Annotated in this window: 20 protein-coding genes and 1 pseudogene; 10 read left to right on the top strand and 11 right to left on the bottom strand. The window is 72.9% G+C overall.

The window, feature by feature from the left end; all coding sequences use genetic code 11:
• Window positions 1-29: 29 nt before the first annotated feature.
• Window positions 30-524, bottom strand: a complete 495-nt coding sequence (locus tag ACFWZ2_RS41585; RefSeq protein WP_055554651.1) for a DUF3145 domain-containing protein — start codon at window positions 522-524, stop codon at window positions 30-32.
• Between the two features lie 341 nt (window positions 525-865).
• Here ACFWZ2_RS41585 and ACFWZ2_RS41580 point away from each other — a divergent pair, with 341 nt between their 5' ends.
• Window positions 866-1,777 (top strand): SGNH/GDSL hydrolase family protein, encoded by a 912-nt coding sequence (locus ACFWZ2_RS41580; RefSeq protein WP_384554992.1) that lies wholly within the window; start codon window positions 866-868, stop codon window positions 1,775-1,777.
• Between the two features lie 5 nt (window positions 1,778-1,782).
• A pseudogene (locus tag ACFWZ2_RS41575) lies at window positions 1,783-2,059 on the top strand (galactose-1-epimerase); the annotation flags it as partial.
• 196 nt (window positions 2,060-2,255) lie between these two features.
• On the opposite strand, the gene ACFWZ2_RS41570 reads toward ACFWZ2_RS41575, so the two are convergent.
• The gene (locus ACFWZ2_RS41570) at window positions 2,256-4,709 is read right to left on the bottom strand and encodes a glycoside hydrolase family 3 protein (RefSeq protein WP_384554991.1); all 2,454 of its coding nucleotides are present in this window, start codon (window positions 4,707-4,709) and stop codon (window positions 2,256-2,258) included.
• Between the two features lie 178 nt (window positions 4,710-4,887).
• On the opposite strand from ACFWZ2_RS41570, the gene ACFWZ2_RS41565 reads away from it, so the two are divergent.
• Window positions 4,888-5,520 carry a TetR/AcrR family transcriptional regulator gene (locus ACFWZ2_RS41565; protein WP_384554990.1) on the top strand — a complete coding sequence of 211 codons (633 nt, stop codon included), beginning with the start codon at window positions 4,888-4,890 and terminating at the stop codon, window positions 5,518-5,520.
• On the opposite strand, the gene ACFWZ2_RS41560 is transcribed toward ACFWZ2_RS41565, so the two are convergent.
• Together ACFWZ2_RS41560 and ACFWZ2_RS41555 are read right to left on the bottom strand one after the other, a co-directional pair.
• Entirely contained in the window at window positions 5,428-5,844 is a 417-nt protein-coding gene (locus tag ACFWZ2_RS41560) for a RidA family protein (RefSeq protein WP_384554989.1), read from the bottom strand. The genes ACFWZ2_RS41565 and ACFWZ2_RS41560 overlap by 93 nt on opposite strands.
• Window positions 5,727-6,758, bottom strand: coding sequence for an NAD(P)-dependent oxidoreductase (locus tag ACFWZ2_RS41555; RefSeq protein ID WP_384554988.1), 1,032 nt, complete (start codon window positions 6,756-6,758; stop codon window positions 5,727-5,729). The genes ACFWZ2_RS41560 and ACFWZ2_RS41555 overlap by 118 nt, the downstream gene beginning before the upstream one ends.
• Before the next feature lie 58 nt (window positions 6,759-6,816).
• Here ACFWZ2_RS41555 and ACFWZ2_RS41550 point away from each other — a divergent pair, with 58 nt between their 5' ends.
• On the top strand, window positions 6,817-7,761 hold the full coding sequence (locus ACFWZ2_RS41550; RefSeq protein ID WP_384554987.1) for a LysR family transcriptional regulator: 945 nt from the start codon (window positions 6,817-6,819) through the stop codon (window positions 7,759-7,761).
• Here ACFWZ2_RS41550 and ACFWZ2_RS41545 read toward each other — a convergent pair.
• Window positions 7,734-8,372, bottom strand: coding sequence for a GNAT family N-acetyltransferase (locus tag ACFWZ2_RS41545; protein ID WP_384554986.1), 639 nt, complete (start codon window positions 8,370-8,372; stop codon window positions 7,734-7,736). The genes ACFWZ2_RS41550 and ACFWZ2_RS41545 overlap by 28 nt on opposite strands.
• A 186-nt stretch (window positions 8,373-8,558) precedes the next feature.
• On the opposite strand from ACFWZ2_RS41545, the gene ACFWZ2_RS41540 reads away from it, so the two are divergent.
• Window positions 8,559-9,437 carry an aminoglycoside phosphotransferase family protein gene (locus ACFWZ2_RS41540; RefSeq protein ID WP_384554993.1) on the top strand — a complete coding sequence of 293 codons (879 nt, stop codon included), beginning with the start codon at window positions 8,559-8,561 and terminating at the stop codon, window positions 9,435-9,437.
• 61 nt (window positions 9,438-9,498) lie between these two features.
• Here the strand turns inward: ACFWZ2_RS41540 and ACFWZ2_RS41535 are convergent, their stop codons facing one another.
• Together ACFWZ2_RS41535 and ACFWZ2_RS41530 are read right to left on the bottom strand one after the other, a co-directional pair.
• On the bottom strand, window positions 9,499-9,792 hold the full coding sequence (locus tag ACFWZ2_RS41535) for a hypothetical protein (RefSeq protein WP_384554985.1): 294 nt from the start codon (window positions 9,790-9,792) through the stop codon (window positions 9,499-9,501).
• Window positions 9,793-9,853: 61 nt separating this feature from the next.
• Window positions 9,854-10,465, bottom strand: coding sequence for a TetR/AcrR family transcriptional regulator (locus ACFWZ2_RS41530; protein ID WP_384554984.1), 612 nt, complete (start codon window positions 10,463-10,465; stop codon window positions 9,854-9,856).
• Window positions 10,466-10,622: 157 nt separating this feature from the next.
• On the opposite strand from ACFWZ2_RS41530, the gene ACFWZ2_RS41525 reads away from it, so the two are divergent.
• Window positions 10,623-10,859, top strand: a complete 237-nt coding sequence (locus ACFWZ2_RS41525) for a hypothetical protein (protein WP_384554983.1) — start codon at window positions 10,623-10,625, stop codon at window positions 10,857-10,859.
• 109 nt (window positions 10,860-10,968) lie between these two features.
• Complete coding sequence (locus ACFWZ2_RS41520; RefSeq protein WP_384554982.1) at window positions 10,969-12,240, top strand: pyroglutamyl peptidase; 1,272 nt, start codon at window positions 10,969-10,971, stop codon at window positions 12,238-12,240.
• On the opposite strand, the gene ACFWZ2_RS41515 is transcribed toward ACFWZ2_RS41520, so the two are convergent.
• Window positions 12,198-13,016: an EI24 domain-containing protein gene (locus tag ACFWZ2_RS41515; RefSeq protein WP_384554981.1), complete on the bottom strand. Its 819-nt coding sequence runs from the start codon at window positions 13,014-13,016 to the stop codon at window positions 12,198-12,200. The genes ACFWZ2_RS41520 and ACFWZ2_RS41515 overlap by 43 nt on opposite strands.
• Window positions 13,017-13,155: 139 nt before the next feature.
• On the opposite strand from ACFWZ2_RS41515, the gene ACFWZ2_RS41510 reads away from it, so the two are divergent.
• Together ACFWZ2_RS41510 and ACFWZ2_RS41505 are read left to right on the top strand one after the other, a co-directional pair.
• Window positions 13,156-15,765, top strand: a complete 2,610-nt coding sequence (locus tag ACFWZ2_RS41510) for a M14 family zinc carboxypeptidase (RefSeq protein ID WP_384554980.1) — start codon at window positions 13,156-13,158, stop codon at window positions 15,763-15,765.
• A gap of 76 nt (window positions 15,766-15,841) precedes the next feature.
• A complete protein-coding gene (locus ACFWZ2_RS41505; protein ID WP_384554979.1) occupies window positions 15,842-17,002 on the top strand; it encodes a serine hydrolase domain-containing protein in 1,161 nt (386 codons plus the stop codon).
• Between the two features lie 76 nt (window positions 17,003-17,078).
• Here the strand turns inward: ACFWZ2_RS41505 and ACFWZ2_RS41500 are convergent, their stop codons facing one another.
• Both ACFWZ2_RS41500 and ACFWZ2_RS41495 read right to left on the bottom strand, forming a co-directional pair.
• A complete protein-coding gene (locus tag ACFWZ2_RS41500) occupies window positions 17,079-17,507 on the bottom strand; it encodes an organic hydroperoxide resistance protein (RefSeq protein ID WP_384554978.1) in 429 nt (142 codons plus the stop codon).
• Between the two features lie 122 nt (window positions 17,508-17,629).
• On the bottom strand, window positions 17,630-18,661 hold the full coding sequence (locus ACFWZ2_RS41495) for an NADP-dependent oxidoreductase (protein ID WP_384554977.1): 1,032 nt from the start codon (window positions 18,659-18,661) through the stop codon (window positions 17,630-17,632).
• 132 nt (window positions 18,662-18,793) lie between these two features.
• Between ACFWZ2_RS41495 and ACFWZ2_RS41490 the strand changes: the two genes are divergently transcribed.
• Window positions 18,794-19,240: a MarR family winged helix-turn-helix transcriptional regulator gene (locus ACFWZ2_RS41490; RefSeq protein WP_384554976.1), complete on the top strand. Its 447-nt coding sequence runs from the start codon at window positions 18,794-18,796 to the stop codon at window positions 19,238-19,240.
• A gap of 78 nt (window positions 19,241-19,318) precedes the next feature.
• Here ACFWZ2_RS41490 and ACFWZ2_RS41485 read toward each other — a convergent pair whose 3' ends face one another.
• Complete coding sequence (locus ACFWZ2_RS41485; protein WP_384554975.1) at window positions 19,319-19,984, bottom strand: hypothetical protein; 666 nt, start codon at window positions 19,982-19,984, stop codon at window positions 19,319-19,321.
• Window positions 19,985-20,170: the final 186 nt, after the last annotated feature.

Here is a 20,170-nt window from a genome sequence, read left to right as displayed (position 1 = left end):
CCGATTCGGTGGGGCCCCTTCGCGTCACGTCACACCACTTGGTGCAGCCACCGCACCGGCGCGCCCTCGCCCGCGTACCTGAACGGCTCCAGCTCGTCGTCCCAGGGCTTGCCGAGCAGCTTGGCCAGCTCGGCCTCCAGGACGCTCTCGCCCCGCTGGGAGCGGGCCAGGGCGGCCCGCAGCCGGTCCTCGGGGATCAGGATGTCGCCGTGGATGCCGGTGACCGCGTGGAAGATGCCCAGCTCGGGGGTGGCGCTGTAGCGCTCGCCCTCCGCGCTCGCGCAGGGTTCCGCCGTGACCTCGAAGCGCAGCAGATCCCAGCCGCGCAGGGCGGAGGCGAGCTTGGAGGCGGTGCCCACCGAGCCCTGCCAGGAGAATTCGGATCTCCAGGTGCCCGGCGCCGCGGGCTGCCTGATCCAGTCGAGGCTCACACGCGCGCCGAGCACGCCCGCGACAGCCCACTCGACGTGTGGGCACAGCGCGCGCGGAGCGGAGTGCACGTACAGAACTCCACGTGTCGTCACCGGGACCTCCAGTGTGGGTCGAGGTTCGCCTTCCCCAGCGGCCTCGCGCCCGTGCCGAGCAATTTTCCCAAAGACTAGAGAAAACTAGAAAAAGGGGACAGATCTGACGTGATGTAATTTAGCGGAACCAATGCGGCAGTGTGCCACCGGGTGGATCACCCGCCCTGTCGCCGCCGTGACAGCAGTGGCCGGGCAGCTACGGGCCGAGGCTACCGTGCGGCGGCGCAAGGAGTGTGACGTACCGTCGGTCCGAAGGCCAGGAAACTCCGACCTTTCACCCGGCGGGGCGCAACCCCGGGCATGCGCACGACGTCACGTTGAACGACAGAGGGGACCAGGGGATGCGGAACCGCAGGCACCGCTCGCGTGCCGTCGTCGCCGTCGCGACGGCGGCCCTTCTCGGCACCACGGCTCTCACGGCGTGCGACGCACAGGGCGGCAACTCCTCGGCCCCGGGCGGCCCGTCGGCACATGACAAGCCCTCTCCGAAACCCACCCCGGCCTGGGACACCTCGCCCCGCTCGATGGCCGCGGTCGGCGACTCCATCACCCGGGGCTTCGACGCCTGCTCGGTGCTCTCCGACTGCCCCGAGGTGTCCTGGGCGACCGGCACGGACGGCGAGGTGCGCAGCCTGGCGACGCGGCTCCTGGGGAAGCAGCGCGCCGCCTCGCACAGCTGGAACCACGCGAAGACCGGTGCCCGCATGGCGGACCTGCCGGGGCAGATGGAACAGGCCGCGGCGGAGCGGCCCGAGCTGGTGACGGTGATGGCGGGCGCCAATGACGCCTGCCGTTCGTCGGCCGCCGCGATGACGCCGGTCGCCGAGTTCCGCGCGGGCTTCGAGGAGGCCATGCGCACGCTGCGCCGCTCGCTGCCGAAGACCCAGGTGTACGTCGCGTCCGTGCCCGATCTGAAGCGGCTCTGGTCCCAGGGGCGCAGCAATCCGCTGGGCAAGCAGGTGTGGAAGCTGGGCATCTGCTCCTCGATGCTGGCCGACCCGGACGACGTGGACACCAGGGCGACGCAGCGGCGCGACGAGGTGCGGGACCGGGTGGTCGCGTACAACGAAGTGCTGAAGGACGTGTGCGAGAAGGACGAGCGCTGCCGGTACGACGGCGGGGCGGTCTTCGACTACCGCTTCGACGGCGACCAGTTGAGCCACTGGGACTGGTTCCACCCCAGCAAGAACGGTCAGTCGCGCCTTGCCGAGCTGGCCTATCGGCAGGTGACCGCGCGCAAGCCGGTGGCCTAGTGTCGCGGGTACGTGTCCTGACGTACGGCGGGATCGTGCAGTCGGCGGAAGTTCCCGATCGCGGGCGGTTCCTTCGCTCTCGACGGGTGGACGCACCGCCTCGCGCGCACCAACGGCCCCAACGCGCTGCACGGCGGCGGGCGCGGCTTCGACCAGCACGTCTGGGAAGCGGAATCCGACGGCGGGCACCGCGTGCGGCTCTCGCGGGTCTCCCCCGACGGCGAGGAGGGCCATCCCGGGCGGCTCGCGGTCGCGGTGACGTACGCGCTCGACGCGGGCGGGCACGGGCAGCGCGCTCGGGCACGAGCCGGGGCTCCAGCTCTGCACGGCGGACCACTTCGCGGAGACGCAGCACTTCCCTGCCCCCCAACCGGCCGGGGTTTCGGAGACCGTCTATGCGTTTCCGGCCGGGTGAGCAATCTGCGGGCCGCATGTGGCTGGGCGCGCAGTTCCCCGCGCCCCTCAAGGGGCGCCCCGCTCAGGCGATCAGTGTCTCGCTGAGGCGGCGGTCCTCGACGGAGCGGCCCGCTGACACCTCGTACGAACCTCCTTGGTACGCCCAGGTGTTGAGGCCCTCGTCCCAGATCTCGAAGGCGCGATAGGGGAGTTCGACGGTGGCCTCGACGCTCTCGCCCGGTGCCGCCTCGACGCTCGCGAAGCCCGCGAGCCAGCGGGCCGGGCGCTCGTCGTCGGTCTCGGCGGGGGCCAGGTAGACCTGGACGACCTCGCGGCCCGTGCGCTCACCGGAGTTGCGGACGCGGATCGTGGCCGTGGTGCCTTCGAGCATGAGTGACTCGTACGTCCAGTCGGTGTAGCCGAGGCCGTGCCCGAAGGCGTACGAGGGGGTGGCCGATGCCCGCTGCCAGGCGCGGTAGCCGATGAACACGCCCTCGTCGTAGGGGAGTTCGCCGTCGGTGGGGGTGACCTCGGTGACGGGGGCGTCGGCGTGGGCGCCCCAGGTGGTGGGGAGTCGGCCGCCGGGCTCGTCCACGCCGAGGAGGACGTCGGCGAGCGCGGCGCCGCCCTCCTGTCCCGGGAACCAGCTCAGCAGGACCGCGGCGACGTCGTGGCGCCACGGAAGTTCCACCGGGGAACCGGAGTTGACGACGACCACGGTGTTCGGGTTGACGGCGGCGACGGCGCGGACGAGGTCGTCCTGGCGGCCGGGGAGCGCGAGGTCCTTGCGGTCGAAGCCCTCGGACTCGACGCGTTCGGTGGTGGCGACGACCACGACGGCGGTGTCGGCGTTCCGTGCCGCCTCGACGGCCTCGGCGATCAGTTCGTCGTCGTCGCGGCGCGGCCCGAGGTGGACGAGGGAGAAGACGACGCCGGGCAGCGGGGCCTCGTACGTCGTGCTGAGCGGGTGCTGGAGGGAGATCTCGACGGGCTCGCCCGCGGTGAGCGAGATCCTGGCGCGCTCGACCGGCGAGCCGAAGAACGCCTCGAAGGGGTCGGATTCGGCGCCCATCTCCTGGACGCCGTCATAGAGGAGACGGCCGTCGACGGTGAGCGTGAAGGCGCCGAGGCCGCGCGTGCCGAAGGAGTGCTCGCCGCTGTCACGCGGGGTGAAGGTGCCGGTCACCTCGATGCTCGCCATGGTCTCGTGGGTGACGCCCGCGGGCAGGTCGGCGCCGATCCACTGGACCTGGCCCGACGGCAGGTTGCCGGTGCCGAGCACCTTGCCGGCGGCGTCGCGGCAGATGGCGCGCAGCTCGAACCCCTGGTCGGCGGCGGCGAGTTCATCGCTGGGGTCGGCCCCGACGGCGTATGTCAGGGAGCCCTCGGGGAGTGCCGCGGTCAGGCCGTCGAGCGGGGAGACGACGTGGGCGGGGAAGACGGTGGCCGAACCGCCGCCGAGGACGCGGGCGTCGCGGGCGGCGGCGCCGATGAGGGCGACGGTGCCGGTGCCGGTCAGCGGCAGGGTCCGGTTCTCGTTGCGTACGAGGACGAAGGAGCGCCGGGCGATCTCGCGGGCCAGCGCCTCGCCGTCGACCTCGGCCGGTGTTTCGGTGACGACCGGTTCGGCGCCGTCCAGGATGCCCACGCGGGCGGCGAGGCGCAGGACGTTGCGCACGGCCTCGTCGACCGTCTCCTGCGCCACGTCGCCGGACCGGACGGCGGCGGCGAGCGCCGCGCCGTACACGGTCCCCGGTCCCGGCATGGCGACGTCGAGGCCGCCCTCGATGGCGCCGGTGGTGGAGCGGGCGGCCATCCAGTCGGAGACGTTGTAGCCGTCGAAGCCCCATTCGCCGCGCAGCACTTCGTTGACCAGATAGCGGTGCTCGGTCATCGTCACGCCGTTGACCTGGTTGTACGCGGTCATGATGCCCCAGGGGTGGGCGTTGGTGACGATCGCCTCGAAGGGGGCGAGATAGAGCTCGCGCAGGGCGCGCGCGCCGACCACGTTGTCGACCGTGAAGCGGTCGGTCTCGGCGTCGTTCGCGACGAAGTGCTTGACGGTCGTGCCGACGCCGCCGGACTGCACGCCCTGGACATAGCCGGTGCCGATGACGCCGGTCAGATACGGGTCCTCGCTGTACGCCTCGAAGTGGCGGCCGCCGAGCGGCGAGCGGTGCAGATTGACGGTGGGCGCGAGCAGGACGTGGACGCCCTTGCGGCGGGCCTCCTGGGCGAGCAGGACGCCCGCGCGGCGCGCCAGGTCCTGGTCCCAGGTGGCGGCGAGCGCGGTCGGGGAGGGCAGCGCGAACGACGGGTCGTCGGCGGTCCAGCGGATGCCGCGCACGCCGATCGGGCCGTCGGACATCACGAGGGAGTCCAGGCCGATCTCCGGCAGGGCGTGCAGCGACCACATGTCCTTGCCGCCGAGCAGCCGGGCCTTGGCGTCGAGATCGAGCTTGCCGACGGCGGCCTCGACGGCCGCTTCGCGTGCCCGGTCCGCCGGTGTGGCCTGCGTGGGCTCGTGTCCCGCCATGGCGGTGCCTCCTCGTTGAAGTCCGTTCCGTCTCCCCATCGTGCATCGGTTACCTGTAGAGCGGTAGTTTTCGTTATCTTGCTGTTATCTAGAGATGTCGTACGGTCCTCCGTGCAGGTGCAGGGACACGCGGGCCCGACTGCCGGAAGGGCCCGCCTACGGGGAAGGGGCACGCGCCATGGCGGCCAGGGCCAGGAGCGAGGAACGGCGTGCGGAGATCCTCCGCGCCGCCGTGGAGGTGATCGCCGAGCGCGGCTACCGGGGCGCGAGCCTCGGGGCGGTCGCCGAGCGGGTCGGACTCACCCAGCAGGGCCTGCTGCACTACTTCCCGACCAAGGAGGCCCTGCTGGTCTCCGTCCTCGAGGCCCGCGACCAGTGGGACGCGGTGCCGCGCGGCGAATGGCGGCTCGATCTGCTCGGCTCGCTCGTGGAGTACAACACGATGCGCCCCGGCATCGTGCAGACCTTCTCCGCGCTGCTCGGCGAGAGCGTCACGGACGGGCACCCGGCGCGGGAGTTCTTCACCACGCGGTACGGCGCGGTGCGCGAGAACTTCGCGGCGGTGCTGCGCGCCGAGTACGGGGAGCGGCTGCCCGGCGGACTCACCCCGGAGGCCGCCGCCCCGCTCCTCGTGGCGGTGATGGACGGACTGCAGTACCAGTGGCTGCTCGACCCCGAATCGGTGGACATGCCGGGGGCGTTCAGGAACTTCCTCGGGCTACTGGGCGAGCCCGCCTCCCGGGCGCGCACCGGGCCTCCCGGCGACGGCGGCGACCACGTCGACCTCGATCAGCGCCTCGGGGCGGAATAGGCGGGGCACCTCGACGGTGGTGCTGGTGGGCGGGGTGCCGGTGAGGAACTCCCGTCGTACGGCGGCGTATTCGGCGAGGGTGCCGATGTCCGTCAGGAACGTACGAATGTTGATCACGTCCGCGAGCGTGGCGCCGTGCGCCGTCAGGAGTGCGTCGAGCGTCTCGAAGATCCCGCGGGACTGCGCGGCGACGTCGGCGCCCTCGGCTATCTGGCCCGAGAGGTACAACAGGGCTCCTCCGTCATCGAGTTGGACGCGGGCGACCTGGGAGTAGGGGCCCAGGGGGCGGGGTGCGGCGGCGGGGTCGTCGAGGGTGATCTGCATGGGGGGGTACTCCTTGGGGCTCGGGGTGCGGGGTCGGGGCTCGGGGTGCGGGGTGTGGCCTCGGGGCTTGTGGTCTCGCGGACTCGCGGTCCTCTCAGGTCTCGCGCCCCGCGCGGATGTGCGTGACCGCGCGGGCGATGTCCTCGTGGACGAGGTCCGGGTCTGCGGCGGCCGCCTCGAAGTGGGCCAACACGGCCTCCATGGCGGGCAGTCGGGCCGACTCGGTGGCGAGGGCGAACGTCCTTGACGGCGAGGTCGTTGCCGAAGTGCACGTCGGTCGCGAAGGCCCGGGCGACGGCGCCGCCGAGCGGTCCCCCGGCGAGGGCGTCCTTCGTGGTGCCCTCCGCGAGGCCGAGCGCGTCGGCGAGCTTCATGGCCTCGGCGACCAGGGCCACGCCGCCGAGGACCGCGGTGTTGACGACGAGCTTGAGCGCGGCACCGGAGCCGAGGGCGCCGGTGCGGGTGACGGGGCCGAAGCGGGCGAGGACATGCTCGACGCCCGCCGCTTCGCCGCCCGCGAGGATGCCGAGCCGGCCCGCGGCGGCCTTGTCCGTACTGCCCATGACGGGGGCGTCGACGAGGGTGACCCCGGCCGGGACACGGGCGCCCAACTCCCTCACTGCATCGGGTCCGACGGTCGACATCTCCACCCAGTACGCGCCCGGCCGCAGCGCGGGGAGCACGGCGTCGGCCACCTCGCGCACGGCGGCGGGGCCCGCGAGCATCGTGATGACGACGTCGGCCGCGCGCACGGCGTCGGCGGGGCCCGCGGCGAGCGTGGCGCCCGCCGCGACGAGGGGCTCCGCCTTCGCGGCGGTGCGGTTCCAGATGGTCAACTCATGCCCGGCGGCCAGCAGTTGACGGGCCATCGGCTCACCCATGTGACCGAGGCCGAGGAATGCGATCTTCTCCATGGGTCCGACGCTAGGCCCGGCACAGGGATGCGACAAGCGAATCTCTAGCATATGAGCCATGCCGAACCCGCATGCCGCACACCTGGCGGACACCGCTCCCCCCGACCTGTCGACCGTCTGGCTCCGGACCTTCCTCGAGGTCGCCCGGCACGGGTCGTTCACGGTGGCCGCGCGGGAGCTGGGCTGGACGCAGTCCGCCGTGTCGCGGCAGATCTCCGCGCTGGAGACGGCACTCGGCGGGGCACCGCTCTTCGACCGGCTGCCGCGCGGGGTGCACCCCACCGCACAGGGCCGGGCGCTGCTGCCGCACGCGCAGGAGCTGCTGTCCCGACTGGCTTCCGCCGGGCGGGAGTTGACGGCGCTGCGGGAAGCGGCGGGCGGGCTGCTGCGGGTCGGGGCGTTCGCGACGGCGGACGCGGGTCTGGTGCCGCGGGCGATCGCGGAGTTCCACACCCGCCACCCCGGCGTGGTCCTCACCCGCGAGGAAGGCCTCACCCCCGCGCTCCTGTCCCGCCTCACCGAGGGCGAGCTGGATCTGGCCGTGGTGTCGACGACCGGCGGCGCGCTGCCCACCGACGCGTACGAGCTGCGTCACCTGCTCGACGAGACGCTGTACGTGGCACTGCCCGCGGGACATCCGCTGGCGGGCGAGCCCGAGCTGCGGCTTGCCCAACTCGCCGCCGAGGACTGGATATCGGGCAGCCCCCGGGCCGAGGGCACCCTCCTCGATCCGGCACTCCGCCACGGCTTCCGGCCGCGCGTCGCGCACGTCGTCGCGGAGTGGACGGCGAAACAGGGGTACGTGGCGGCGGGGCTCGGCGTGACGCTGATCCCCGCGCTCGCGGCGGAGGGCGTACGGCCGGACATCGCGCTGGTCCCGGTGCGGGACGAGGGGGCGCCGCCGCGCGCGGTGTACGCGGCGACGGCGCGGGGCCGGGCACCGGCGCCCGCGGTGGGACCGTTCGTGGCGGCGCTTCAGCGGGCCGCGGAACGGGAGACGTGAACGGTGTCGTCCACCCGGACGTGGACGTGGCTGTCGACCGGATGGTCGGGCGAGGGCGGCAGCACGGAGTGCAGCACGAACCCGCACTTCTCGGCGACGCGGCAGGAGCCCTCGTTGGCGGCGTCGTGCAGGACTTCGAGACGGCCGGGCCGCGCGAGCCGCCCCGAGGCGAACGCCCAGCGGGAGACGGCCTCCACGGCGCGCACGGCCACTCCCTTGCCCCGGGCCCCGGGCGCGGTCCAGTAGCCCAGTTCCGAGGAGGCGTCGGGGCGCGCGGCCTCGGGTCGCACCTTGAGCACGACGTGCCCCACGAGGTGGTCGACGGGGTCGCGCTCGGTCTCGCTCCCCGCCTCGACCACGTCGTCGACCGCACCTTCGACGATGCCCTCGACCACGGCGAAGCTGAAGCGGGTGCCCGCGGCCCACGCCTCGTTCTCCGCGTCGATCCACCGGCGCGCGTCCGTCTCGCTCCGCAGATCCGTCACGAACCAGTGGCGCAGCACCGGGTCGTGGTGGACCGCGCACAGGGCGGGGACGTCACGAGGGAGCCAGGGGCGGAGCGTCAACCCGGGGGCGGTGGGCGTGGGCTGGACGGACAGGGTCACGGTCACGTGGCTGCTCCTTCGGCCTGCGGGCGCCGCACCCGCCGCGTTCGCCCCTCCTCCGCCAACCCTACGAGGCCTTCCCCGGCCTGCCGCACCGGGGAATTGGCTTGACCGGCGACCTCCTCGACGGCTTCCATTCGGGGCCGGGCCGAGGATCCGCACCGACGAGGGGGACACGTGAGCACGGGGAAGATGCACGCCGACGAGGCCGACATCGACGAGGAACTCGTACGCCGGTTGGTCGGTGCCCGGTTCCCGGAGTGGGCCGCGCTTCCCGTGGAGCTCGTGGAGTCGGCGGGCACGTCCCACGCCATGTACCGGCTCGGCGCCGACCTGGTGGTGCGGCTGCCGCGCCGCGCGGGGGACGTCGACGAGGTACGGCGGGAGCACCACTGGCTGCTCCGGCTCGCCGCCGCGCTCCCCGTCCCCGTGCCCGCGCCGCTCGGCATGGGCGCACCGGGCGAGGGCTACCCGTACCCGTGGTCCGTCTTCCGGTGGCTCGACGGCGAGACGCCCGCCGTGGGGCGTCCGCTCGCCGAACCCGCCCTGTTCGCCAAGGACATGGCGGAGTTCCTCACCGCCCTGCGCGCGGTCGACACGTCCGGTGCGCCCGTCTCCTACCGCGGCGAACCGCTGGCGTCGCGCGACGCGAACACGCGCGCGGCGATCGCCGGGCTGCGCGGGGACGTCGACGGCGACGCCGTCACCGCGGCGTGGGACGCCGCGCTCGGCGCCGCCGCGTGGCAGGGACCCGGCGTCTGGCTGCACGGGGATCTGCAGCCCGGGAACGTACTGCTGGACGGGGGCAGGCTCAGCGCCGTCATCGACTTCGAGTGCATGGGCACGGGTGACCCCGCCGCCGATCTGATCGCCGCGTGGTACCTCATGGACGCCACGGCCCGCCGCGCCTTCCGCGCCGCGCTGGGCCCGGCCACGGACGACGCCATGTGGGCGCGCGGGCGGGGCTGGGCCCTTTCGATCGCCCTCGACGAACTCGCGTACTACCGGGAGACGAACCCGAGGATGGCCGGCACGGCGCGGCATGTGATCGGCCAACTGACGTCGGGGTGACCGGGGTTGGGCCCGCACACGGGCCGCCCTGACTCGCACACGGGCCACCCCCTCCTTCGCGTCACCCCGCCGACACCAGCAAGTGCACCGCGAGCCCCGCGAGCAGCAGTTGCCAGCTCGCGGACGCGGCGAGCGCGAGGAGCACGAGGGCCGAGGCCCACCGCAGCGGCGTCATGAACGGTTCGGCGACCTGGGTGAGCGAGGCGCCGCCGACCGCGGCGACCAGGGCGTAGAGCCCGTCGGCCGTGGCGATGCCGTAATCGCAAGGCGCCGGAAGGTCCTGAGCGGGATGGTCGAAGTCCGGTGCGGGATCGTGCCCCGCAGGGGCGCGGGGAACTGCGCGACCAGCCCCCACCGGCCCGCGGATGACGCACTCCAGTTCCCGCGGAGCGCAGGCCCTTACGGGGGCGGGCGGTTCAGCGCCGCCGCGCCGTCCCCGCGAGGCGCTCCGCCTGCCGCCGCAGCACCGCCCGCGCCGAATCCGGCGTCACGTGCCCCACGAGGACCTGCGAGGTCAGCCCGTCCGTCAGGGCCAGCAGGGTGCGGGCCTCCGTCGCCGGGTCGAGGTCGGGGCGCAGTTCGCCGGTGTCCTGGCCGTAGCCGATCAGCCAGACGAGGAGTTCGTGGAGTTTGGCGTACGTCTCGCGCAGGACCGCGGCCAGTGGATCGCTCACCGCGGCGTGGGCGATGAAGGCGCCCCAGACCTGTGCCTCCGTCCGGTCCTCCGCGTCGACGAGGGCGAGTGCGGACAGCGTGCGGTCGAGGAGGGTCGCGGCCGACTGCGGGGTGTCCGACGCCTCGATGCGGGCCTTCGCGCGGTCGCCGACCCGCTGCGAGATGTCCTCGAGGGCGAAGAGCAGCATCTCGTCCTTGGTGCGGAAGCAGCGCTGGACCGCGCCCATGGAGACCTGCGCCTCGGCGGCGACGTCGCGCAGGCTGACGGACTCCATTCCGGAGCGGGCGATCAGCAGGCGGACCGCTGTGGCGATGCGGCGGCGCCGGTCCTCGTAGTCGACCTGCTTGGGCACGGGCGGTGGCCTTTCGTCGGGCGCCGGTCGGGGCTTCCGGACCGGCTGCCATGTTCCGATGCGGTTGCATCATATCCCGCCCGCGATGCATGATCTGATGCGACCGCATCGGAACGAGTGGCGCCGCGCACCGGGCGCCGCATTCGGGGAGACACGCATGGCAACGCAGACCAAGAAGAACTCCGGGGGCCTCCTCGCGCTCTTCGGCTTCATCCTGCTCGTGCAGGGCTTCGGCTCGGCGATCACCGAGTCGGGATGGGGCACCAGCTTCGGCGTCTCCGCCGTGCTGCGGGAGGCCGGCGCCCCCGGCTGGACCGACCTGGTGGTCGGCGCGCTCGGCTGCGCGCTGCTCGCGGCCGCCGCACGCGCCCGGCTGCTGCGGAAGACGCCGTGACCTGCCGCCGCACAGGACGCCGTGGCCGGCCGGCGCGCAAAGAGCCGTAGCGCTCGCCTCTGTCTGCCCGCGATACTTCCGCCACCTCATCGGTTACGGAAGGACTCACGTGCTCTCACGACCTCGTGCCCTCTCGCGGTACGGCGCTCTCGGCGCCGCCGCCCTGCTGACCGGGCTCACCGCCGCGGCGTCGCCCGCCGTCGCGGCCCCCGCCGGACCCACGGGATCCGCGGCCACCGTCGAGGAGCAGCGGCTCGACCGCGCCGCTCCGCAGGAGATCCTGCGGCGCAGCGGATTCGACTCCCAGGCGCCGGAGTTGGCGCGGGCCCTTGCGAAGACCCGCTCCTACGCGCAGGCCCGGCGACTCGTCGCGCGCGAGGGCGGGGCGCTGTGGCGGCGGGCCGTGGACCGGGCGCAGGGGCGCGGGCAGGGGGCGGACCTGAGCAGGGACGACGACCGGCCGCTGTACTGGGCGAGGCTCGGGATGACGCGGGAGCTGCGCCGCTGGGAGCCCACCGGGTTCCCGCTCGGCGACGGGCAACGGGCGCGGCTCATAGGCGAGTTGGAGCGGTCGTCGCGCGGGCAGGACTCCGTCGCGTACCCCCGGGGGCACAAGGGCACCAAGCGCATCCTGGTCACCGGTTTCGATCCGTTCACCCTCGACAGGGACGTCCGCATCAGCAATCCGTCCGGTGCCGCCGCGCTGGCCCTGGACGGCACGACGATCCAGACCGCCGACGGGCCCGCACGCATCGAGGCGGTCGTCTTCCCGGTCCGCTGGCAGGACTTCGGCGACGGCGCGGTGGAGCGGGCCCTGCGGCCGCAGCTGCCGCGCGTCGATCTGTTCACGACCATCAGCCAGGGGCGCGTGGGCAAGTTCGACATCGAGCGGACCAACGGGGCCTGGCGGGGCGGGTTCCCGGACAACGAGAACCTCTCGCGCACCGAGACCGTGCCGGTGCGCGATCCCGCGTCGCAGCCCCAGTGGACGTCGACGACCCTGCCGTACAAGGAGATCGTGGCCGCCGACACCGGGCGTTTCCCCGTGTACGACAACACGTCGGTGACCGAGATCCCGGCGGGCGGCACCGGGCCCGTGGTCAGGCCCGACGGGCCCACCGAGGGGTCGACGGCCCGTGAGGGCGGCGGCGGGAACTACCTGTCGAACGAGATCGCCTACCGGGCGACGCTCCTGCGGGACCGCCTCGGGCTGCACGACCGGCTGCCGGGCGGCCATGTGCACACGCCCGTCCTGCAGTTCGGGGCGGGGAACACCGATCCCGCGACGGGCGCCGTCACCGATCCCGAGTTCGTGCGCAACCGGCTCGACATCGTCGCTCAGGTGCGGGGGATCCTCGGGGTCGCCGCCTCGTCGTCCTGACCTCCGGCGGCGGCAGGTGAGCCGTCGTCGTCCGCGCCGTTCTCGCCCAGCAGGTCCCGGGTCATCAGCGTCGCTCCCGCGACCGCGCCCGGCATCAGGAACACCGCGACGAACGGCACGAGGAAGGCGACGGCGAGCGGCGTCCCGAAGCCCCAGGCGAGCTGCTTGCGGCCGCGCAACAGGGCGAGGCGCTCGCGGAGTTGGACACCGCGGCGCTGCATGGCGACCGCGGTGAGCTCCTCGACGAGGAAGAAGCCGGTGACGCAGAAGCCGACGACCGGGACCACGGTCTGGCCGACGACCGGGAGGAAGCCGAGCGCGAAGAGCAGGATGCCCCAGAGCGCCGCGCGCACCACGATGCGCAGGCTGTCGCGCGCGGAGGTCCACAGGTCGCGCCAGAGCGGAAGCCCCGATTCGGGGGCGTGGCCGCACTCGGAGATGTCGACCTGCTCGGACAGCGACTCGTAGAAGGGCTCCCCGATGAGCAGCGTCACCGCGGTGAAGGTGATCACGGAGAGCAGCAGTGCGAGGGCGAAGAGCAGGGCCGTCAGGAAGCCGCGGAAGAGGCCGAGCCAGGGCGAGGACCAGTCGTCGGCGAAGGGCGTGGCCCAGGCGACGAGATCGGTGCCCCACAGGGCGAGCGACACGAGTGCGGCCGCGTAGAGGACGAGCGTGATGAGGCCGGGCAGCAGCCCCCATCCGTACTGCTTGCCGTGCTGGGCGACCCAGCGCTGCCCCTTCATCAAGTAGCCGAAGCCCACACCCAGATCGCGCATGCGGCACACCTTAGCCGCAGGTGACCGGGGGTTTTGGCGGTGCCGCGTGCCAGGACTGTCACAGCTGTGACGCAAGGCCCTCTTGTTGTAAGGGAGTTGAGCCGGTAAGACCTCGCGTAACGATCTCCCGGAGGTACGTATGGGTATATCCCGGCCATCCAGCCCGGTACTGGTCACCACCGCCGCGGCGGGCGCGCTGCTCCTCACCGCGCTCGCCCCGGGCAGCGCGACCGCGGATCCGACGCCGCGCCCGGTCACCCGCGAGGGCTCGCCGCTCGGCGCGGACCGGGCCGCGAAGGCGCCTCGGGCCGCCGCGGACCGGGCACTCGGCGACGCCGGGGCCCCGGAGTCCGGCGGCGGCAAGGGCCGCGGCTATCCCCGGGAGCAGCGGCTCGATCCGCCTCCGGAGAATCCGGCCGACAAGTCGATAAAACTGGGGCTCACGCCGTACCACGGCATAGCCCCGAAGCTGAACGAGCTGCAGCGCGTCGGCGACCGCGTGAGCGTGGAGATCGCGGGCCGCTCGGCAGGCGGGCACCAGCTCTATCTCGTGACCGTCACGGCGCCCGAGTCCGCGCGTGAGACGGCCCGCCAGGAGCGGATGCGCGAGCGGATGGAGAACGCGCCCGCGGCGGCCGCCAAGGACGAGGCGATCAAGTCCTCGTACAAGACACCGGTCTTCATCAACAACAACATCCACGGCAATGAGTGGGAGGGCACCGACGCCGCCCTGAAGCTCATCGAGAAGCTGGCGGGCGCGAAGGACGCGAAGAGCAAGGACCTCCTCGCCCACAACCGCCTCTACTTCAACATCACCACCAACCCCGACGGCCGCATCGCGGGCACCCGCGCCAACGCCAACGGCTTCGACCTCAACCGCGACTTCATCACCGCCTCGCAGCCCGAGGCCCGCGCGGTGCGGCGGATCGCGATCGACAAGCAGCCCGCCGTCATGATCGACCTGCACGGGTATGTGAACGGCACGCTGATCGAGCCGACCACTCCCCCGCACGGCGAGAACTACGAGTACGACCTCTTCCTGAAGAACGCCTACGCCAACGCCCTCGGCATGGAGGCCGCGATCAAGGGCCTCGGCTACACCGAGGAGAAGGACGGCGTGCAGCCGCCCGTCATCCCCTTCCGCGACCAGCAGGAGGGCTGGGACGACTGGCCGCCGATCTTCACCCCGCAGTACATGCCGTTCCACGGCGCGGTGGCCACGCACACCATCGAGTTCCCGATGCAGGTGAACAACGAGGAGTACGACACCCAGCCGGTCGCCGAACTGCGCCGCAGGGCCGCCATCAACGTGGACATCGCGGGCGCCGCCATGCGCGCCACCCTCGACTACACCGACAGACACCGCAGGTCGGTGATCGCCGACCAGATCGAGGTGTTCCGGCGGGGCGCGACGGGCGCCGAGCAGGTGCCGGTGTCGGAGGAGACCGTGCCGGGGGTGCCGGGGATCGGGCCCGAGGACGTGTACACCACCGAGTTCCCGCGTGCTTACGTGATTCCGGCGGACGGCGTCAAGGGCGGCCGCGGTCAGGGGGTCCCCCCGCGCTTTCGGCAGTGGGGGAGGTCGGCCACGGCGGCCGCGCGGCTCGTGGACCATCTGCTCGCCAACGACGTACGCGTGGAGCGGGCGAAGCACTCCTTCCGGATCGGCGGCCGGGCGTATGCGAAGGGCTCGTACGTCGTCGACATGCACCAGCCCAAGCGGGGCCTGGCCAATGTGATGCTCGCGGACGGCCGGGACATCAGCGACAAGGTGTCGACGATGTACGACATCTCGGGGTGGAGCCTCGGGCGGCTGTGGGGCGCCAGCGTGGACTCCGTCAAGGACGGGGACCTGGACGGCGTGCCCACGCGCGAGGTGCGCGCGGCGTCCCGGGTCGGCCATGTGGCGCCGCGCGGGAACCTGCGGCTGCGCCTGGACGACCCGCGTGAGATCGCCGCCCTCAACTCCCTGCTCGCGCAGGGTGTTTCCGCACGCGGGGACCGGGACGGCGGCGCGATCCTGCCGTCGTCCGCACGGCGTGCCGCGACCGCAGCGGCAAAGAAGTACGACGTCGCGTTCGACGTCGCGTCGGCCAAGGGCGGCGCGGCGCTGCACCGCACCCGGGTCGCCGCCGCGGTCACCCCGGGCGAGCTGTTCGCGCTGCGGGAGATGAACTTCGACGTGGTGCCCGTGTCGACGGACGTGCTCAACGCGGGCTTCGACTGGAAGAAGGCGGACGTGCTCTTCGTGTCGGCCGGGCTCGACCGCGGTGAGCTGAACGCGGCGGCGAAGGCCGGGCTCGACCGGTTCCTCGCCAAGGGCGGCGGCCTGGTCGGGCGCGGTGCGACGGGCGCCGCGCTGAACTCCGACGCCGAGCTGATCGCCGCGAAGCCCGTCGAGGGCAACGGCGACGCCAACGGTGTGGTGCGGGTGACCAATTCGGGCGGCCCCGTCACCGGCGGCGCCCCCGGCCACAGCTTCGTCTACGCGCCGACGTGGTTCACGGACCTCGGTCCCGGCGTGCGCGTGGAGCAGAAGTACGGCACCGGGAACCCGCTGCTGTCCGGGCACTGGCGGGCCGCGCCGGACGGCGGCGGAGGTCCCGCGGCCGCCGCGGGCCGCGCCTCGGTCGTCAGCGGGACCGCGGGGCGCACGCATGTGGTCCTCTTCGGCACGGAGCCGCTCTTCCGCGATCACCCCAAGGGGATGTTCCCGCAGGTCGGCAGGGCGCTGCTGAACGTCGGCTGACCTCGGGAATGACGGGCCGGGGTGCGGTGGTTGGTCGGAACACGACCGTTCCACCGCACCCCGGAGGCCCATCCGCATGACCCGTGAGATCAGAGTGCAGGGCACCGTCGCCGAGGGATTCGAGGCGGTGCGCGAGGAGTTCACCGCCGTCCTGGCCGGCGAGGACCCCCATTACGCGGGCCAGCTGGCCGCGTACGTCAAGGGCCGCAAGGTCGTCGACCTGTGGGTGGGACCCGACACCGGGGCCGACACGCTGTACGGGGTGTACTCGTCCAGCAAGGGCGCGGCGCATCTCGTCGTCGCCCTGCTCGTCCAGGACGGCGTGCTCGACCTGGACCGCGAAGTCGCCCACTACTGGCCGGAGTTCGCCGCCGAGGGCAAGGGCGCCGTCACCCTGCGCGAGCTGCTCGCGCACCGCGCGGGGATCGTGGGCGCCACCGCCGGATTCTCCCCCGAGGAACTCGCCGACGACCGGGCGATCGCCGCGCGCCTCGCCGCGCAGCGCCCGTTCTGGCGGCCGGGCACCGCCTTCGGCTACCACGCCCTGTCCATCGGGGCGCTCGCGGGCGAGGTGGTGTTCCGGGCCACCGGGCGGACCTTGCAGGAGCTGTACGAGGAGCGGGTGCGCGCCCCGTTCGGGCTCGAATTCCACCTCGGCCTGCCCGAGGAGCACGAGAACCGCTTCCATCCCGTCCTGCCGATGGAGCCGACACCCGAGCAGCAGGCGCTCCTCTCGGCGGTGCCGACCGGACCGCACAGCCTCCCCTCCATCGCCTTCAACCTCAACGCCCCGCAGCCCACCGACCTGGAGGCGCTGCCCAACTCCCGTCTCATCCGCACCGAGGGGCCCGCGTCGGTCGGCGGCGTGGCGTCCGCGCGCGGCCTCGCCGGGTTCTACGCGGCGGCGGCCACCGGGGCCGAGGGGCGCGAGGCGCTCCTGAAGCCGGACACGCTCGCCGAGTTCGGGCAGATCCAGTCGATCGGGTACGACCTGGTCGCGCGGGCCCAGAAGGTCTTCGCGGTCGGCTTCCAGGCCACGTCCGACGCCTGGTACCCGTTCCTCGGCGCCGGGTCCATCGGGCACAGCGGCGCGGGCGGCTCGCAGGCGTTCGCGGATCCGCGCGCCGGCCTTGCGTACGGGTACACGCGGCGGCGGTTCGCGTTCCCCGGCGGTCCCGCGCCGGAGAACGAGCGGCTCGTGCGGGCGGTGCACGGGGCGGCGCTCGCGGCGGGCTGACACGGGCCCCGGGCACGACGGAGGGCCGCACCCCTGCTTCGGGGTGCGGCCCTCGCGTACGCAGGGGCGGGCCGGGTCAGGCGACCGCGAGCTCGACCTTGATGTTGCCGCGCGTGGCGTTCGAGTAGGGGCACACCTGGTGCGCCTTCTCGATCAGGGACTGCGCGGTGGCCGCGTCCACGTTCGGGATGGAGGCGGTGATCTCGACCTCCAGGCCGAAGCCGCCGGACTCGTTCTGGCCGATGCCGACCTTGGCGGTCACGGTCGAGCCGGAGATGTCGGCGTTCTCCTTGCGGGCGACCACGCCGAGGGCGCCCTGGAAGCAGGCGCTGTAGCCGGCCGCGAAGAGCTGCTCGGGGTTGGTGCCCGCGCCGCTGCCGCCCATCTCCTTCGGGGGGTTCACGACGACGTCGAGCTTGCCGTCGTCGCTGGCCACGCGACCGTCGCGGCCGTTCTCCGCGGTGGCCACGGCGGTGTACTTGACGTCGATCTTCTGGATGGACATAACTGCCGATTCCTCCTGGGACGTGCCGCGGTGCGCGCCCACAACCGCGGCATTGTGGAATTAGGTTATCGGATGCCGGAAGAACGACGTCAGGGCCGCCCCGGACCCCGGCCCCACGCGGCTCAGCCGAGGGAGACGATCATCTTTCCCGTGTTCTCGCCGCGGAGCATGCCGAGGAAGGCGTCCACGCCGTTCTCCACGCCCTCGACGACGGTCTCGCGGTACTTGAGCTCGCCGGAGCGGACCCAGCCCGCGACCTCGCGCACGAACTGCGGCTGCAGCGCCTCGTGGTCCCCGACGAGCATGCCCTGCAGGCGCAGGCGCTTGCCGATGACCATGGCGAGGTTGCGCGGGCCCGGGGTCGGCTCGGTGTCGTTGTAGCCGGCGATCATGCCGCAGATGGTGGCGCGGCCGTGCACGTTCATCCGGCTGATGGCGGCCTCCAGGTGCTCGCCGCCGACGTTGTCGAAGTAGACGTCGATGCCGTCGGGGGCGGCCTCCTTGAGCTGCTCGACGACGGGCTTGGCGTCCTTGTAGTTGAACGCCGCGTCGAAGCCGTACTCCTCGACGAGCAGCTTCACCTTCTCGTCCGAGCCCGCCGAGCCGACGACGCGCGAGGCGCCCTTGAGCCGGGCGATCTGGCCGACCTGGCCGCCCACGGCACCGGCCGCGCCGGAGACGAAGACCGAGTCGCCCTCCTTGAAGGAGGCCACTTCGAGCAGCCCCGCGTACGCGGTCAGGCCCGTCATGCCGAGCACGCCGAGGTACGCGGAGAGCGGCGCGGCCTGCGCGTCGACCTTGGTGGCGCTCTTGGCGGGCACGGCGGCGTACTCGCGCCAGCCCGCGAAGTGCAGGACGTGGTCGCCGACCGCGAAGCCCTCGGCGTTCGACGCGATGACCTCGCCGACCGCGCCGCCCTCCATGGGGTGGTCCAGCCGGAACGGCGGGATGTACGACTTCACGTCGTTCATCCGGCCCCGCATGTACGGGTCCACGGAGAAGTGCAGATTGCGGACCAGGACGCGGCCCTCGGCCGGTGCCGTGACGGGGACCTCGCGCAGCGCGAAGTCCTCGGGGACGGGCCAGCCGTTCGGGCGCCGCACGAGGTGCCACTCGCGGCCTACGGAGGGGAGCTGCTCGGGGGTGACGGACATGGGGGGCGTCCTCCAGGTACGGGCCGGCGTCGGCTCGGGCCGCCGCTCACTGCCTCAGAAATACTTGATGTTCTAAAACAACCATGCGCCTAGATATTTTAGGATGTCAAGTAACTGGGTACCCTTGAAGCCATGGCCACCAGCAGCTCCCCCACCCGCCGCACCGATCCCCTGACCCTCGAAGTGGTCGAGCTCATCGGCACGGTCGTGGCGCGCTACCACGAGGAGTACGAGGAGGCGGCGGCCGGGCACTCGCTCACCGGGGCGCAGGCCCGCGTCCTCGGTCTGCTCTCCATCGAACCGATGCCCATGCGGCGCATCGCCCAGAAGCTGAAGTGCGAGCCGTCGAACATCACCGGCATCGTCGACCGCCTGGAGGCACGGGGACTCGTCGAACGACGCCCCGATCCCGCCGACCGCCGCGTGAAACTGGCGGCGCCGACGGAGGAGGGGGTGCGGGTCGCCCGCAGTCTGCGGGAGTCCCTCAACTTCGCGCGCGAGCCGTTGGCGGAGCTCTCGCGCGAGCAGCGGGTCGTGCTGCGCGGCCTTTTGCGGAGGATGCTCGGGTCCGCCCCGTAAAGGGCCGCGCGCTCGGCGCCGGCTGCGGCTTGTTCGTGGTGGCTCGCGCCCACGCGGCGGAGCCGCACAGGTCACCGCTTACGTGCACCACCACAGGAAACGGTCGCACGTCTCCGACGGGGACGGCTCCGGGGAGTGGGGCGGCTTCGTCGAGGTGGGCGGGGGCGGCGCGGGGCGCGTCGGGTCCGGAGGGTCGAGCTCCGGGGACGACGCGTGCGAGGACTTCGAGGACGAGGGACCGGCGCTGTCGCCGGGCTCGCCGGAGGACTTCGCCCTGGAGGGCTTCGCGCTCTCCCGGGTCGCGGAGGCCGAGGCGGACGCCGACGCGGATCCGGACCCGGACACCGGGGCGTCGACCGCGCTGTCCGCCGGCTCCGGCGTCTCCGCAGGGGCGTCGCTCCCCGGGGCCCCGCCGTCCGGCGCGGACGCCGCCGCGGGTTCCTCCGACGGTCCCTCCGCGCCGAGTTCGGCGAGGCTCAGGCCGCCCGCGGCGAGCGCGAGGCCCGCGGTGGCGAGCAGGATCCTGCGGCGCCTGCGCCGGTGCGCCCTGCGGCCGCGGTCCTTGCGGCGGGCGCGGCCGCGGGTGCGCGGGGACTCCTCGTCGCGGCTGTCGTCGTGGTCCGCGGGCTCCTCCCGCTCGGCGACGGACTGCGCGTACTCCCGGCAGGCTTCGGCGGGGGTTCCGCACCCCGGGCAGGCGAGGGCGCCGTTGAGGTGCCTGCGGCACGGGTGGCAGTAGTCCATGAGGCATGGAGGCTAGGTGCCCCGCCGGTAACAGTGGAAGCGACCCCTGTGAAAGTTGTGTGCGGAATCAAACGGTCCGGCGCGGGGCGCGTACCGCACACCGCACGGTTCGCCAAGGGCCCCGTCAGGGGCGCGGGGAACTGCGCGCTCAGCCCGCGAGGAGCCGCAGTCGCGTCTGCCGGGATC

Source organism: Streptomyces sp. NPDC059002 (genome assembly GCF_042740435.1).
GTDB lineage: Bacteria > Actinomycetota > Actinomycetes > Streptomycetales > Streptomycetaceae > Streptomyces.
This window is presented reverse-complemented; position numbering and strand designations above follow the sequence as displayed.